The sequence below is a fragment of the Ruegeria sp. BG10 genome (assembly GCF_056538575.1).
Genome location: NZ_JBQFTI010000001.1, coordinates 992,198 through 1,007,064 on the forward strand (window position 1 = coordinate 992,198; position 14,867 = coordinate 1,007,064).

14 protein-coding genes and 1 tRNA gene are annotated in these 14,867 nt (G+C 58.5%); 14 read left to right on the forward strand and 1 reads right to left on the reverse strand.

All coding sequences use genetic code 11. The features are described 5' to 3' along the window. Window positions 1-17 precede the first annotated feature (17 nt). From ACR0D8_RS04835 to ACR0D8_RS04890, 12 genes are all read left to right on the forward strand, one after another. On the forward strand, window positions 18-1,442 hold the full coding sequence (locus ACR0D8_RS04835; RefSeq protein WP_480644942.1) for a cryptochrome/photolyase family protein: 1,425 nt from the start codon (window positions 18-20) through the stop codon (window positions 1,440-1,442). Between the two features lie 69 nt (window positions 1,443-1,511). After that, window positions 1,512-2,720: a class I SAM-dependent methyltransferase gene (locus tag ACR0D8_RS04840; RefSeq protein WP_480644944.1), complete on the forward strand. Its 1,209-nt coding sequence runs from the start codon at window positions 1,512-1,514 to the stop codon at window positions 2,718-2,720. 16 nt (window positions 2,721-2,736) lie between these two features. Continuing rightward, window positions 2,737-3,177 (forward strand): TrgA family protein, encoded by a 441-nt coding sequence (locus ACR0D8_RS04845; protein ID WP_475160180.1) that lies wholly within the window; start codon window positions 2,737-2,739, stop codon window positions 3,175-3,177. Window positions 3,178-3,206: 29 nt separating this feature from the next. Next, window positions 3,207-4,322, forward strand: coding sequence for an NUDIX domain-containing protein (locus ACR0D8_RS04850; RefSeq protein ID WP_480644945.1), 1,116 nt, complete (start codon window positions 3,207-3,209; stop codon window positions 4,320-4,322). Between the two features lie 69 nt (window positions 4,323-4,391). Then, window positions 4,392-5,426, forward strand: a complete 1,035-nt coding sequence (locus ACR0D8_RS04855; RefSeq protein WP_480644946.1) for a cysteine synthase A — start codon at window positions 4,392-4,394, stop codon at window positions 5,424-5,426. Continuing rightward, window positions 5,426-7,867 carry a DUF3772 domain-containing protein gene (locus ACR0D8_RS04860; protein ID WP_480644947.1) on the forward strand — a complete coding sequence of 814 codons (2,442 nt, stop codon included), beginning with the start codon at window positions 5,426-5,428 and terminating at the stop codon, window positions 7,865-7,867. Before ACR0D8_RS04855 ends, ACR0D8_RS04860 begins: the two co-directional genes overlap by 1 nt. A gap of 90 nt (window positions 7,868-7,957) precedes the next feature. Beyond that, a tRNA-Ser gene (locus tag ACR0D8_RS04865) sits at window positions 7,958-8,047 on the forward strand. A 398-nt stretch (window positions 8,048-8,445) separates the two neighbouring features. Further along, window positions 8,446-9,405 carry a glycosyltransferase family 2 protein gene (locus ACR0D8_RS04870; RefSeq protein ID WP_480644949.1) on the forward strand — a complete coding sequence of 320 codons (960 nt, stop codon included), beginning with the start codon at window positions 8,446-8,448 and terminating at the stop codon, window positions 9,403-9,405. Further along, window positions 9,402-9,788, forward strand: coding sequence for a GtrA family protein (locus ACR0D8_RS04875; protein ID WP_480644950.1), 387 nt, complete (start codon window positions 9,402-9,404; stop codon window positions 9,786-9,788). Before ACR0D8_RS04870 ends, ACR0D8_RS04875 begins: the two co-directional genes overlap by 4 nt. 9 nt (window positions 9,789-9,797) lie before the next feature. Continuing rightward, window positions 9,798-10,547, forward strand: a complete 750-nt coding sequence (locus ACR0D8_RS04880; protein ID WP_480644951.1) for a methyltransferase domain-containing protein — start codon at window positions 9,798-9,800, stop codon at window positions 10,545-10,547. Continuing rightward, on the forward strand, window positions 10,544-11,953 hold the full coding sequence (locus ACR0D8_RS04885; protein ID WP_480644952.1) for a hypothetical protein: 1,410 nt from the start codon (window positions 10,544-10,546) through the stop codon (window positions 11,951-11,953). Before ACR0D8_RS04880 ends, ACR0D8_RS04885 begins: the two co-directional genes overlap by 4 nt. A gap of 184 nt (window positions 11,954-12,137) precedes the next feature. Further along, window positions 12,138-12,749, forward strand: a complete 612-nt coding sequence (locus ACR0D8_RS04890) for a YrbL family protein (RefSeq protein ID WP_480644954.1) — start codon at window positions 12,138-12,140, stop codon at window positions 12,747-12,749. A gap of 11 nt (window positions 12,750-12,760) precedes the next feature. On the opposite strand, the gene ACR0D8_RS04895 is transcribed toward ACR0D8_RS04890, so the two are convergent. Next, window positions 12,761-13,672, reverse strand: coding sequence for a LysR family transcriptional regulator (locus tag ACR0D8_RS04895; RefSeq protein ID WP_480644956.1), 912 nt, complete (start codon window positions 13,670-13,672; stop codon window positions 12,761-12,763). A gap of 62 nt (window positions 13,673-13,734) precedes the next feature. Between ACR0D8_RS04895 and ACR0D8_RS04900 the strand changes: the two genes are divergently transcribed. Further along, window positions 13,735-14,583 (forward strand): alpha/beta fold hydrolase, encoded by an 849-nt coding sequence (locus ACR0D8_RS04900; protein WP_480644957.1) that lies wholly within the window; start codon window positions 13,735-13,737, stop codon window positions 14,581-14,583. Between the two features lie 3 nt (window positions 14,584-14,586). Further along, window positions 14,587-14,838, forward strand: coding sequence for a hypothetical protein (locus tag ACR0D8_RS04905; protein ID WP_475160204.1), 252 nt, complete (start codon window positions 14,587-14,589; stop codon window positions 14,836-14,838). Window positions 14,839-14,867 lie beyond the last annotated feature (29 nt).

The following is a 14,867-nucleotide window of genomic DNA, read 5'->3' on the forward strand; positions in this document are numbered from 1 at the left end:
AAAACAGCAGGGCGATCATGGACAGCGAGCGGTCTCCAATCATTATGTGGTTCCGGCGGGATTTGCGCCTGTCGGACCACCCGGCCTTGTGCGCGGCGGCCGCAACTGGCCGGCCGGTTATTCCGGTCTTTATTCTGGATGACATTGCAGAGTCACTTGGTGCCGCACCAAAATGGCGTCTTGGACTTGGGATTGAGACATTTGCCAGTCAGCTGCGCCAGTCCGGCAGTCGCCTGACCCTGCGGCGCGGGAATGCATTGTCCGTGCTTCGGTCCCTGATCGCCGAAACCGGTGCAACCGCCGTTTACTGGTCTCGCGCTTATGATCCGGGGTCAATCGCCCGGGACACGCTGATCAAATCGGAACTGTCCCGTCAGGGCGTTCAGGTGCAGTCATATCCGGGTCATCTGCTGTTCGAACCCTGGACCGTCGCCACCAAATCGGATCAGCCCTTTCGCGTTTTCACGCCGATGTGGCGGGCTGTACAGGGCCGGGACGTTGGCACGCCTTTGGCCGATCCTCCGCGTATTGCGGCACCGGCTCAGTGGCCGCAGTCCGATGATCCTGACACATGGAAACTGGGGGCCGCGATGAACCGTGGTGCCGCCGTCGTTTCCCGCTATGTACGCCCGGGCGAGCCTGCGGCCTTTGACGCTCTGTATCAGTTTCTGGATCGCATCGACGACTACGCGGCCGACAAGGACCGGCTGGATCTGGATGGAACGTCGGAGCTTTCGGACTATCTGTCGTTGGGAGAGATCAGCCCGCGCAGCATTTGGCACGCGGTTCAGCGGGCGGCAATGAACGGATCCGAGGGGACCGGGGTGTATCTGCGTCAACTCGTCTGGCGCGAGTTTGCCTATCACCTCATGTACCACACGCCGCACCTGCTGAACGGCAACTGGAAGCCGGAATGGGATGCATTTCCGTGGAACGGGAACGCGGATCATCCGAATGTCCTTGCGTGGAAGCAGGCCAGAACCGGGGTTCCCGCAGTCGATGCCGGGCTGCGGCAGATGTATGTGACCGGGCGGATGCATAACCGGGCGCGCATGATTGTCGCGAGCTATCTGACCAAACACCTAGTGACCCACTGGAAAATCGGCATGGACTGGTTTGCCGATTGCCTGATTGATTGGGACCCTGCCGCAAACGCGATGGGCTGGCAGTGGGTCGCGGGGTCGGGGCCTGATGCCGCACCGTTCTTTCGCATTTTCAACCCGCAGACCCAGCAGGAGAAGTTCGATCCAAACTCGGATTACCTGAACCGATGGATCGCCGAAGGCCAGGCCGACCCAGCGCCGACGGCGCGGGCCTATTTCGACGCCGTACCGCGTTCATGGGGCCTGAACCGCCACGCGCCATACCCTGCGCCCGTGGTCGGCCTGGCCGCAGGAAGGGCGCGCGCACTGGCGGCTTATGAAAGCCGAAAAACCCAGTAAGGAACTGAAAACTTGCCAGAAACACAAACTCGTCCTAGCCTTAACCAACAGCCGCATAGGGGAGAGCGGATGATCCTGACGACGACAGAAGGGCAAAAAGACCTGCCCAGATACTTTGTTCAAGTCTTCAAGATGCTGAACCGGATGCAATCCGGCCGATTGGACATCGCACTGCCGGATGGCCGGGTGTTCCGGTCCGAAGGCGCCAGGCCGGGTCCAGTCGCCCGGGTCGATATTCACGACCCTGATGTCTTTGCGCGTCTGGTACGGGAAGGTGAATTGGGCTTCTCGGATGCTTATCTGGAAGGGGATTGGAGCACACCGGACCTGCGTTCCTTCATGGATCTGGTGCATTTGGGTACGGAAACCGTTTACGACGATTTCACCGGAAAGTTTCTGGTCCAGGCCTATGAAAGACTGCGGTTCTGGCTGCATCGCAACAACCGAAGGCAAGCCAAGAAAAACATCTCGTACCATTACGATTTAGGTAATGATTTCTATAGCTTGTGGCTGGACGATACGATGACCTACTCCAGCGCTTTGTTTAAAACCGGGCAGGAAAGTCTGGAAAAGGCGCAAACGGCGAAATATGCCAGCCTTGTCGACGAAATGGGTGCCAGACCGGGCGACCACATATTGGAGATCGGCTGTGGCTGGGGTGGTTTCGCAGAATATGCCGCGAAAGAGCGTGGCCTTCGGGTCACAGGTCTGACCATCAGTCGGGAGCAGTTGAACTTTGCCCGGCAGAGAATTGAAAAGGCAGGGCTTTCCGAAATGGTTGAGCTGAAGTTGCAGGATTACCGGGACGAGCAGGGACAGTATGACGGCATCGCCTCGATCGAGATGTTCGAGGCCGTCGGTCAGAAATACTGGCCGATCTATTTCGATACGGTCCGGGACCGCCTGAAACCCGGTGCGCAAGCCACGCTGCAAATCATCACCGTTGCCGACCACAGGTGGGACATTTACAAGAACGGCGTTGATTTCATTCAGAAATATATCTTCCCGGGCGGGATGTTACCTGCACCGTCGATCCTGAAACAGCAGGTCACGCAGGCGGGCTTGAAGGTTGTGAAATCAAGGGAATTCGGCAAAAGCTATGATCTGACGCTGCGCCGTTGGTACGAGACCTTCAACGACAAGTGGGACGAAATTTCCGAATTGGGCTTTGACGAGCGTTTCCGCCGCATGTGGAATTATTATTTGACCGCCTGCGGCGCAGCCTTTGACACCGGCAACTGCGATGTGACACAGATCACTGTAGCAAAACCCAGTTAACAAACGGAAATTTCGAATGCCCAGTGCCTCGCGTCTCGTTGCTGCTCTTTGTCTGGCGGTGGTGGCCTTTCTGGTCTCGAGCATGATCATCAACAACGGGGAAGAGGGCAAGGATTACGGCTGGTTCACCTATGTGAACATGTTGATTGCGGTTGCCTGCGGCTGGAAAATCATGGGCAAACGGGCTGGCCGCGGCTGGACCGCGGCCGTCAATAACGGTCTGACCGGTATCGCGTCGCTGGTGTTCTGGGCGCTGTTCGTGCAGGGCTGCTATGAGATGTTTCGTCTCGCCATGCGTCACCGCTATGACGGACCGTTCGAGGCGTTGCTGGCTATTTTTCAGATCAGCGTCGATTACGGCAGGCTGCTTCTGGTGCCGGAAATCCTGTGGACATTGGCAATCGGAGCACTTATCGCGGGCCTAGCCACTGAAGAAGCCAGTCGCCGCTGGCGGTAAACCCGGAAATCAATACGAGACCTCATTCCGTGTCCGATCTCTTTTTTTACGGCACGCTCAGGCATCAGCCGTTGCTGGAACTGGTGCTGGGCCGACCGTTTTCCCAACTGTCCGTTTCGCAGGCGTCTTTGCCGGATCATGCCGTCTATGGGGTAAAGGGGCAGGCCTTTCCCATGATTGTACAACAACCTGGGGGTTTGGCCGACGGATTGTTGGTGCGCTACCTTAGCGCGGAAGACCTTGAACGGCTGACCTATTATGAAGGTGGGTTCGATTATGACCTCAGCCCGCAATTGGTGGATCTGGCCGACGGTTCAAGGGCCAACGCGCGGGTGTTTTACCCCGAGCCGGGCTTGTGGACACCGGGCGCGCCCTGGTCGTTGCAGGAATGGGCCGACGCGTGGGGCGAATTGACGTTGCTGGCCGCGCAAGAAGTGATGGCCTATTTCGGCAAGGTTGATGTAGCGACGATCGCCCGCAGTTTTCCGTCGATCCGCACCCGGGCCTGGGCCAAGATTGCCGCGCGTCAACGCAGAACGGCGGAAGGCCGCGACGCAACCGGTGACGTCATCGTTCATCGTCACACACGCGCCTATATCGACTATTTCGGTATGGAAGAAATAGAATTGCAGCACCGTCGAAATGACGGTTCGATGGGGCCGGTTCTGAACCGCAACGGGTTGCTTCAGGGCAGCGCCGTGGTTGTCCTGCTTTATGATCCGGCACGCGATACGGTGTTGCTGGTCGAACAGTTCCGCCCGCCGGTGTTTCTGATCGAAGACCCCGAGCCCTGGATGTGGGAACCCGTGGCCGGCATGATCGACCCCGGTGAAACGCCGGAACAGGCCGCACGCCGCGAAACGCAGGAAGAGGCGCAGGTGGTGCTGGACGGGCTGGAATATGCGGGTGGCGCATATTCGTCCAGCGGGTCTTCGACCGAGTATGTTCACCTCTATGTCGGGCTGGCCGACCTGACCCACACCATCGACAATGGCGGGCTGGCGTCGGAGGGCGAGGACATCCGCACCCGCATTCTGCCCTTTCCGGAATTTATGGACAGGGTCGACAACCACCAGTTCAAGGATTTGCCGCTGTTGTCTCTGGCCCATTGGCTGGCCCGTCACCGCGAGCGACTGCGCGCATAGCTATCGCCGCTTGTGGTTGTCGCACGGCAACTGTAAATCTTCGTTGATATGTAATGAAATGAGGGCGCCATGCGCATTGCACGAGACCTTGCCGACGCAGTAGGAAAAACCCCGTTGATCCGGTTGCGCCGCATCAGTGAAGAGACCGGGTGCGAAATACTCGGCAAGGCCGAATTCATGAATCCGGGCCAGTCGGTCAAGGATCGCGCGGCGCTGTATATCATCCGTGACGCGGTCGCGCGCGGCGACCTCAAACCGGGCGGGACGATTGTCGAAGGCACTGCGGGCAACACCGGCATCGGTCTGGCGCTTGTGGGCGCGTCGATGGGGTTCAAGACGGTGATTGTGATCCCCGAAACCCAGTCCGAAGAGAAAAAGGACATGCTGCGTCTGGCAGGCGCGCAATTGGTGCAGGTTCCGGCCGCGCCGTACCGCAACCCCAACAATTTTGTGCATTATTCCCGCCGTCTGGCCGAGGAACTGGCGCAAACCGAACCAAATGGCGCGATCTGGGCCAACCAGTTCGACAATGTCGCCAACCGGCAGGCCCATGTCGAAACCACCGGTCCAGAGATCTGGGAACAGACCGGCGGCAAGGTCGACGGGTTCGTCAGCGCCGTAGGCTCGGGCGGCACACTGGCCGGTGTGGCCGATGCGCTGCAGCCCAAGGGCGTCAAGATCGCTCTGGTCGATCCGATGGGAGCGGGGCTTTATTCCTACTACACCACCGGCGAGATCGCGATGGAGGGCAGCTCGATCGCCGAAGGTATCGGGCAGGTGCGCATCACCAAGAACCTGGAAGGGTTCACGCCGGACTTTTCCTACCAGATGACCGATAACGAGGCGCTGCCCTATATCTTTGACCTGCTGCGCGACGAGGGGCTGGTGATGGGCGGTTCGACCGCGATCAACATGGCGGGCGCGGTGCGACTGGCCAAGGATTTGGGGCCGGGTCATACCATCGTGACGATCCTGTGCGACTATGGCACGCGCTATCAGTCCAAGCTGTTCAACCCGGAATTCCTGCGCGAAAAAGAATTGCCGGTGCCGGATTGGATGACCGAAGCCCCACGCAGCATTCCCGGCGTATTCGAGGACGTGTGATGCTGCGGCAGGTCCGCCTGTTCCTTGCCCTTGTCTCGGTTTGCCTCGCCATACTGGGCGGCCCCGCCGTTGCCCAGCTGACGGATCGGCAAAGCGAGTATTACCAGGGCTGGATCAAAACGGCGGACCGGGCCGAACAAGAGATTGAGGCCGACCGGACCTCGAACGCGGCCCTCGAAAACCTGCGATCCGAAATCCATAAGTACCGCGAAGATTTCAACAGGGCACGCTCGGCGAATACCGACCGTATCCAGACGCTAGATGCGCAGATCAAGGCATTGGGTCCGCCACCCGAAGGCGACGCGACCGAACCTGAAGAAATCGCGGATTTGCGTACGCATCTGGAGAAACAGCTCAACAGTCTGCAGGTTCCGCAAATTATCTCGGAAGAAGCCTTCAGCCGTGCCAACGGGCTGATCAGTGAGATTGACCAACTCCTGCGCGACCGGCAAACGAAAGAGCTGCTGGAGCGCGGACCTTCGCCGCTGAACCCGGTTTACTGGGGGCCTGCCTGGATCGACCTTGTCGATGCCGTGCGCGGGCTGTTCAGCGAAGCGTCGCAGAATCTGAAAGCAAACGTGGTTCAGACCCGCCTGCGCGATCGTGGTCTGGGTATCCTCTTTCTGACCTTCGCCGCGGGTGTGTTGCTGTTTTACGGGCGTTATTGGTCCGAAACAGCTGGCAATTACCTGCGAAATCTGGGCGGGCGGGGCAGCGGCGTATGGACGTTCCTTGTGTCGCTGCTGCGGATTCTTTTGCCATGGCTTGGCGTTTGGGCGCTGGTTCAGGCTATTGTCATGACCGGTCTTTTGGGCCTGCGCGGAACCTTGTTGATCCAGAACGTTCCCTACTGGGCCGCGCTGGTCCTGTATTACGACTGGATCGGGCGTCAAATTCAGGTCTCGCAGGCGGCGCAGGGCTATAACCGTATATCGCGCAAGAACATCACCAAGTTGCGGGTTTATCTCGATATCCTGGCGGCCTTCCTGATCGTGTACGAATTCGGTCTTCTGTTCGATCAGATTGAAAATCTTTCCGATGCCACCCGGGCCGTGATCAGCTTTCCGGTGGTCGTCGGGACTGCGTTTCTGTTGCTGCGCATCCGCAGGATAAGAGCCAATGAACCGGCGGCTGATGACGCGGAAGCAAACGGAACGCCGCGTGTTTCCGGCCTGACGCAAATTGTCGAATTCCTGCGCAAGGCGTTGTTCCTTTTGGGGATGATCAGCCCGGTTCTGGCGGCGGTCGGATTCACCAACGCGGCCGAGGCGATCGTATTTCCCGCCGTGAAAACGCTGGTCCTGTTTGCCGCTCTGGCAATCTTCCATCGCTTCATCACCTCGGTTTACGGCTGGATCAGCGGGCAGGGCGAAGCTGCACGGGATTCTCTGTTTTCCGTTCTGGCCGGGTTCGCCATTGCCATCCTGATGCTGCCGGTGCTGGCGCTGTACTGGGGCGCGCGCGAAACGGATTTGATGGAAGCCTGGTCGCGTCTGCTGCTGGGTTTCGATATTGGCGGAGTCACGATCTCGCCCAGCAATTTCATCACCTTCCTGATCGTGTTCGTGATCGGCTATGGCTTGACACGATTGCTGCAAAGTGGGTTGAGAAGTTCACTGTTGCCCAAGACCAGCATCGATCCCGGTGGGCAGAACGCCATCGTATCCGGGACCGGCTATGTCGGCATTTTCCTGGCCGCGCTGGTCGCGATCATGATCGCAGGTTTTGACCTGTCCTCGCTGGCGATTGTCGCGGGGGCACTGTCGGTCGGGATCGGGTTTGGCTTGCAGACAATCGTTTCGAATTTCGTTTCGGGGATCATCCTGCTGGTCGAACGTCCGATCTCAAAAGGGGACTGGATCGATGTGAACGGGATGATGGGCTATGTCCGCGACATCTCGGTCCGCTCGACGCGGATCGAGACTTTTGACCGGACCGACGTGATCGTTCCCAATTCGGACCTGATCAGCGGAGTGGTCACGAACTATACCCGCGGCAACACAATCGGGCGGGTCATCGTACCGGTGGGTGTGGCCTATGGAACCGACACCCGTGTGGTGGAGAAGATACTCGGCGAAGTCGCCAATGCGCACCCGATGGTTCTGGCAAATCCGGCGCCCAGCGTTGTGTTTCAGGGGTTCGGAGCGGATTCTCTGGATTTCGAGATTCGCGCCATCCTGCGCGATGTGAACTGGGCCCTGTCGGTCAAGTCCGACATGAATCACGAGATCAACCGCCGCTTTACCGAAGAGGGTATCGAAATCCCCTTCGCGCAGCGCGATATCTGGCTGCGTAACCCCGAAACCCTTCGGGGATCGCCCCCTGTGCCACCGTCGCCACCAAAGGCGGAAACTGAAACGCCTCCTGCAAAACGGTCAGAAACCAAGCCGGTCGACATGACCGAGGCGGACCTGTCCGATGGCGAAGCGGATGATATCTAGCCGCCCCTGCATCGCGGTGGCAGAAGGTTGAATTTTCGCCTTATTCGCCCCTTGCAAATCCTCCGGCGATGGTCCAAATATCGCCGGCACGGAGAGGTGGCCGAGTGGTCGAAGGCGCACGCCTGGAAAGTGTGTAGGCGGGAAACCGTCTCCAGGGTTCGAATCCCTGTCTCTCCGCCATCCATTCCCGGTTTCAGCAAGATGTTTGTTCGGGCACTGAGCCAGCCCGGCGCGGTCAAGTGTCGCGCGGGATTGTGACAGCCAAAGTGATGGCGTCCTTGCGGGCAATGCTCTGACCATCTGATCAATGCCGCAGGAAGGGCCAATTGCTGCCATATCCGGGGTGCAAAACTCTGGCCCAACGAAGTCGATCGGAACAAAGACCAGCTGTGGTGCCAATTGATGTGTCGCATGGGTAACTACCCCTCGAAAACTGGCGTTTGCCAATTAGCGAACACTGATTGTTGGGATATCAAGTTCTGCAACCAGACGTTAAACGAAAAACAACAGAAGCGTGTCCGCAAGGCCAGAACCCGGAGCGCTGAAAAATGAGCAGAAAAATCGCGTTCGGAGGTTCAATGTTACTGTCTGTGGTCGTCCCGTGCATGAACGAGGAGGAATCTATTCCTCTTCTTGTCGGGCGTCTGATTGCGGCGACCGAGGCCTGGCGCGACCAGTCCGAGATTATTCTGGTCGATGACGGCTCGACGGATGGAACGTGGGACGCGATCTGCAAGCAGTGCAACGAACATCCCGCGCTGCGTGGGTTGAAACTGTCGATGAACCGCGGCCATCAGGTGGCTCTGACAGCAGGGCTGATGGCGGCCAAAGGCAACCGCATTTTCATGCTGGACGCGGATTTGCAGGACCCGCCCGAACTGTTGTCGGACATGATGGCGATGATGGATCGTGGCTATGACGTGGTTTATGGGCGCCGCAGCGAACGGAAAGGTGAAAGCTGGTTCAAGAAGGTGACGGCGCATGGATTTTATCGCGTACTGAATCGCCTGTCCGATGTGCCCATCCCGAACGATACCGGCGACTTCCGTCTGGTCAGCCGGCGTGCGCTGGACGCGGTGCTGCAAATGCCAGAACGGGCGCGGTTTATCCGTGGCATGTTCGCCTGGGCGGGGTTCCGGCAGATTGGCATCGAATATATCCGGGATCCGCGCGTGGCGGGGGAAACGAAATACCCGCTGTCCAAAATGGTCCGGTTTGCGTTTGACGCGCTGGCCAGTTTTTCGATCAAACCGTTGCAGGTCGCCACGCGGCTGGCCTTTCTGACCCTGATCGTCGCGGCGCTGATGGCGGTTTATGTGTTCGGGTCGCTTATCCTTTACAACGCCGTGGCTGGTTGGGCGTCGACCGTCCTGATCATCAGCTTCTTTTCCGGAATACAGTTGCTGACGCTTGGCATCATTGGCGAATATCTCGGCCGGCTTTATGTCGAGGCCAAGGGCCGTCCGCTGTTCTATATCGACGAACAGGCCGGTCAGACGGTTGAAACAATCATAGAAGATCTGGCCGGGCAGCGATGAGCGAACGCCACCGTATATTCCGTTTTGCGGTCGTGGGCACCGGAGTGGCCGCCTATTATATGGTGGCATATCTGGGGCTGCTGCATCTGCTGTCCTCGCCCTGGATCGCCAATTTCCTGGCCTTTGGCTCGGCGATTCTGATCCAATATGTCGGCCAGACAACCTGGACCTTCGGCAAACCCCTTGTTGCGCCGGCGCAGTTCGGGCGGTTTCTTTGCATGATCGGGGTCGGGCTGGTCGTGTCGTCCATCATCACCGGGTACGCGGGGCCGAGGATGGGCTTGTCAGAGCCCCTGTCCGCCGCGCTGGTTGTTGTCGTCCTGCCCATCCTCAACTTTGTGATCCTTCGGCTTTGGGTCTATCGCGAGCGAAATTCAGTCTAGAGATCAGCCATGTCGCACATCTATTCCAACGAGTTTTTTGACTATATCGATCAGGGCGCTAGACGTTCCGCCAACAGTCTGATTCATTATGTCCAGTCCTGGATTCAACCCGAAAGCGTGGTGGATTTCGGCTGCGGTCGCGGTGTGTGGCTGTCCGAGTGGTCGGCGGCGGGCTGTACCGATATCGCGGGCGTGGACGGCGATTATGTCGATCGTGAACGGCTTGCCATACCGCGCGAAGCGTTTTTCGGCGAAAATCTCGTTCAGCCCATTGATCTGGGCCGCCGGTTTGATCTTGCCCAGTCGCTGGAGGTCGGGGAACACCTTCCGCATGAGGCTTCTGACAGTCTGGTGCAAAGTCTGACGACCCATGCCGACCTGATCCTGTTTTCGGCTGCGGTGCCTGGGCAGGGGGGTGAGTTTCACATCAACGAACAGCCGCTGTCCTTCTGGCAGGATCTGTTCGATCAGCGCGGCTATGCGGCTTATGACTGCCTGCGGCCGACCATGTTCGGCAATTCCATGATCGAACCCTGGTATCGCTACAACACCGTTCTTTACGCCAATGACGAAGGCGCGAAAAAGCTGCCGCCCGAGGTTCTGAAAACCAGAGTAGAAAGCGGCGCGCTGAAAGAGGTCGGAACCCTGGGTTGGAACCTGCGCAAAATGATTGTGCGCAGGTTGCCGCGAAAGACGGTCACGGCAATTGCACAGGCCCGCGCCTCGATGATCGCGCGTGCGCACAGGGGCAAGGAATGACCCCAAGACCTTTGGGGCACGAACTCGCCCGGTTGTCTTTGCTGTGCTTCGCTGCGCTGTTGTTGGTCTATCTTCCGCAGCTCATGGATCCGTTTGTTCGTCACGATGATTTGCCGACGCTGGTTGGCAGTTTTGACATGGCTTATGAAAAGGCTCTGGATGAAGGGCGATGGCTTAACTACTGGTGGCAGTTCCGACCAGTCCTGCTGCCGGCGCCGGTGCATTTCCTGATATACCTTGCGGGATGGTCGGTGTTTTCCGCATCAACCGCAGTGATCCTTTTGGGTCGCGAGGTCGGGGGCTGGTACAAGGGCTATTTCGCGCTTTTTGTTGCCCTGTCGATTCCCGCGTTCTTCATTTCATTCTGGTTCAACACGCTGGTTCCGGGCATGTTCGTTATCACTCTGTTTGCAGTGGCGACCGTGTTTTTGCCCCATTGGGTCGCCCGTGCTTTGTTGCTGGTGGCAGTGCCCTTGTCGTTCATGGCTTATACCACCTTCCCGTTCCTGCTGCTCACCCTTGTTCTGCTGTCCTGGAAAGCGCCCAAAACTTTCAAGAGCCTTGTGGTGACGCTGGGCTTCTTCTTCGTCAGCCTCGTTCTGGCTGTTCTGGTCGTCTATTCGCTCAACTACATCCATCACGGCATTTTTGGAATTCCTGTGGCCCAGTGGCGCAACCCCAACGAAGTCGAGACCGTGGCCGACCTGTGGGCAAATCTGGAAACGCAAAAGATCTACCTTCAGACCGCGCTTACGCAATTGGGCGGCGGGGTGGCCAATAACGGTGTGGGCCTGCTTGTGGTGTTCGCGGCCGCCTATGTCGCATTGTTCGTCCGGCAAAAATACCTAGCGTTTGTCATTCTGGTCGCAGCCGGGGCGGGGCTGGCGCCGCTTTTTGCCAAAGCGCTGATGTCCGGTGTGAACGTCCCTGTCCGTTCGCTGGGGTGGATATGGATTTTGATCGGCCTGACCCTGACATCGGTGGCAATCCAGCTGTCTGAATCATCGGCCAGATGGGGCAACATAGCCCGGATTACGCTGATGTGTGTGCTGCTGGTCAAGGTGCTGATGTTCGGCAAAACCACCTATCGGTTCTTCCCGCCGTGGCAGCAATCCACGCGCGAGATGACCGAGGCGATCCCGGAAGGTACAGAAACCATTTACGTCTACGGCAACTATTGGGGGCTGGAAGGCGCGCGCAGGGCGCATGTTCAGGCGTCGCGGGGACTACGGCTCAGGCTGAACTACCTGACCGGGGCCGAGGTGTTGATCTGTGATGAAACACCCGCAGAGTGCAAGACCGCCGCGCCCTCGTTCGATCCCGGAGACTGGGCCCACGTTCCGGTGATCGAGACAGCAGGTCAAAGTGCCTTTGTGTTGCTGCCCAACCCGGACATAGGTCCGTGACAAAGGGGCGGTTGCCCGTCGGCATCGCATGACCTTTGACACGTTCCTGTGAGCGTCGGCGATTTGCGTTATTCTTGGCGTAATGGTCGATTGTAACGGGTTTAAGAACGTTTTATGAAGGGTTCTCATTTTGAAACCCGTGCCCGGTTATGTGCACGCTGCCCGACAACTGGATCAAGCTGTCATGATTGACCTGAGCGATTTCAGCCCCTTGCGCGAAAGCCGCAATTACAAGATTTTCCAGCACCCTGAACTTGAGGGCGCGCTGCTGAAGGTGCGGGTGGACGAACCCGCCCGCAGCCATTTCATTCCGCGATATGCGGAATGGCGTTATGGCAATCTGCGGCAATGGAACCGTGAAGCCAACGAATACCTGGCCGCCCTGAACCGCGGTTGTCCCGAAATTGAGCGCCTGGCTCATTTCATGGGATACGCTCCGACCTCGCTGGGTCCCGCCATTGTGGTGGAAAAGCTGACGGGGCCGGATGGTGACCTTGCGCCGACCCTGCATTCGGAACGCGTGGCACTTGCCAAGGACCGGGACGGTCGAAAGCGGCTGCACGATGAGTTCATGGAGCTTCTGGACGACCTCGAAAAGGGACAAATCGTCGTGGGCGATCTGAGCTTTGAAAACATTGTCCGCGCGCAGGAGCGTGACGGCAAACTGGTGATCATTGACGGGTTGGGTGAGCGGGTGATGTTCCCACTGGCACTGTTCAGCAAATGGGCTTTCCACAAGTCGATCGAGCGTCGCCGGACACGTATGTCCAAAGGTTTTAGGCTGGGGGCGGGCTGACGCATTTGCGCCTATCCGGCGACCTTTAAGGGAATGGCGTTTCGGACTTCTTTGCCGATCTCCTCAATCAGCGCCATCGCCGCCGGATTGCGGCGTTTCAGATGCGTGCGGGCGACGTAGGCAATGCCGGGTGGCGTGGGAAACACGTCCTCGATCACTGCCATGTCCGGGGTGACGTGCAAGCCGTTCAACAGCGCAACGCCCAGACCGGACCGCACCGCAGACTGGATGCCCGCCGCGCTGGGGCATTCCAGAACGTTTTCGAACCGGTGTTCCGCGGTTCCTTGCCCCCATTTTCTGTAGAAGCACTGATTGTCAAAAGACAAAAACGGGACAGGCAGGGATGTATCGACCCGAAAATCCGGCGATTTGACCCAATGCAACGAATCCTCAAACAGGATCAGATCGTCCGGCTGCATATCGTCGCGAAAAACCTGCATGACAGCTACGTCCAGCTCGCCAGCTTTTAGCCAGGCTTGAACGTTGAGGCTCTGGCTGGTGCGCGTGCGCACTTGCACGCCGGGGTAAAGCCGGGTGAACCGCCCCAAAATCCGCGCGATACCGCTGGTTGTGGTGTCTTCGGTCATGCCCAGCCGCAATGTGCCGGACAGGGGCTTCCTACCCAAAGCTGCCAGAGCTTCGTCATGTAAGTCGGTGATACGTCTGGCATAATCACACAGGCGCTGGCCGGCATCGGTGAACAACGGGCCACCCGGGCGGCGGGCCAGTAAATCGCAATCCAGCGCCTGCTCCAGCCGCCGGATTTTGTGACTGACCGCCGATTGCGACAGCGCAAGATGTTCCGCCGCGCGGGTCACGCCGCCATGAGCTGCTATAGCCAGCAAAGCGCGCAGAGCATCAATTTCCAACCGTTCGTTCATTTGCTCGCCCATGACAAAAACAGATCGCCAGATGACAATCATTCATTTGTGTCACAACCTAGCGCCGGTCTACTTACAGGGAAAGAGATATTTTCGGAGCCCTCATGTCACATCTCGTCACCGATCATGCCGTGATCAATGGTACCCGCATTGCACACGGGACATATGGCACAGGCGAACCCGTGGTTCTGATCCACGGCACGCCGTCTTCTTCCTTTATCTGGCGCAACGTGCTGCCCCAACTGGTCGGGGCCGGTTACAAGGTCCATGTCTACGATCTGTTGGGGTTTGGACTGTCAGAGAGACCTTGGGACCCGGCCATCGACACGTCGGTCACGGGTCAGGTTCCGATATTCGAGGCTTTGCTGGAACGCTGGGGGCTGGAGGACCTGCACATCATTGCCCATGACATCGGCGGCGGTATCGCGCAGCGCTTTGCGATCCAGTCGCCGCAGCGGGTCCGCTCACTGACGATGATCGACGTGGTCAGCTTTGACAGCTGGCCGTCCCGGCGGACCCGGGAACAGATGCAGGCAGGGTTGGAGCAGTTGATCAGTGCCCCTGACGCGGATCACCGTGCCCATTTCCAGGAATGGTTGCTGTCAACCGTCCAAAACAAAGAGCGTCTGGCTGAAACTGCGCTGAACACATATCTGGATTTCATCAGCGGTCCAATCGGGCAGGGCAGCCTGTTTCAGCATCAGGTCCGGCACTACGCCGCGGAATACACAAACGATCTGGCCCCCCGGTATCATGAGCTCGGCGCGCTGCCACTGCAGTTGATCTGGGGCGCCGACGATGCGTGGCAGGTCGTGGATTGGGCGCACAAACTGCAGGCTGCCATTCCAGGTGCTGAACTGCATGTTCTGGAAGACTGCGGTCACTTTGCGATGGAGGATCAACCCGAGCGCGTCGCAGCCCTTTTGATTGATTTTCTGAAGCGGAAGGGGTGAGGCATGGCTAAGATGGACACCACGCGCCAGCGCGGTTTGACAACTGTCTTCGAAATCACCGGATCGGTGCTGGCCATGGCTTATGCCCTGCTGATTGCGTCGAATATCGGGGCCGAACTTTTGGGGTTCACCCTGTTGCTGCTGTCGGCGGGCCTGTTCGCTGCATGGGCCGTAATCGATCGTCGATGGACCTTTCTGCTGTTGCAGGTGTTCTATGCATCTTCGGCGGTGATCGGGCTGTTCCGCTGGGCGTAAACACCCCATAGGGGCAGCGCGGATTTCCT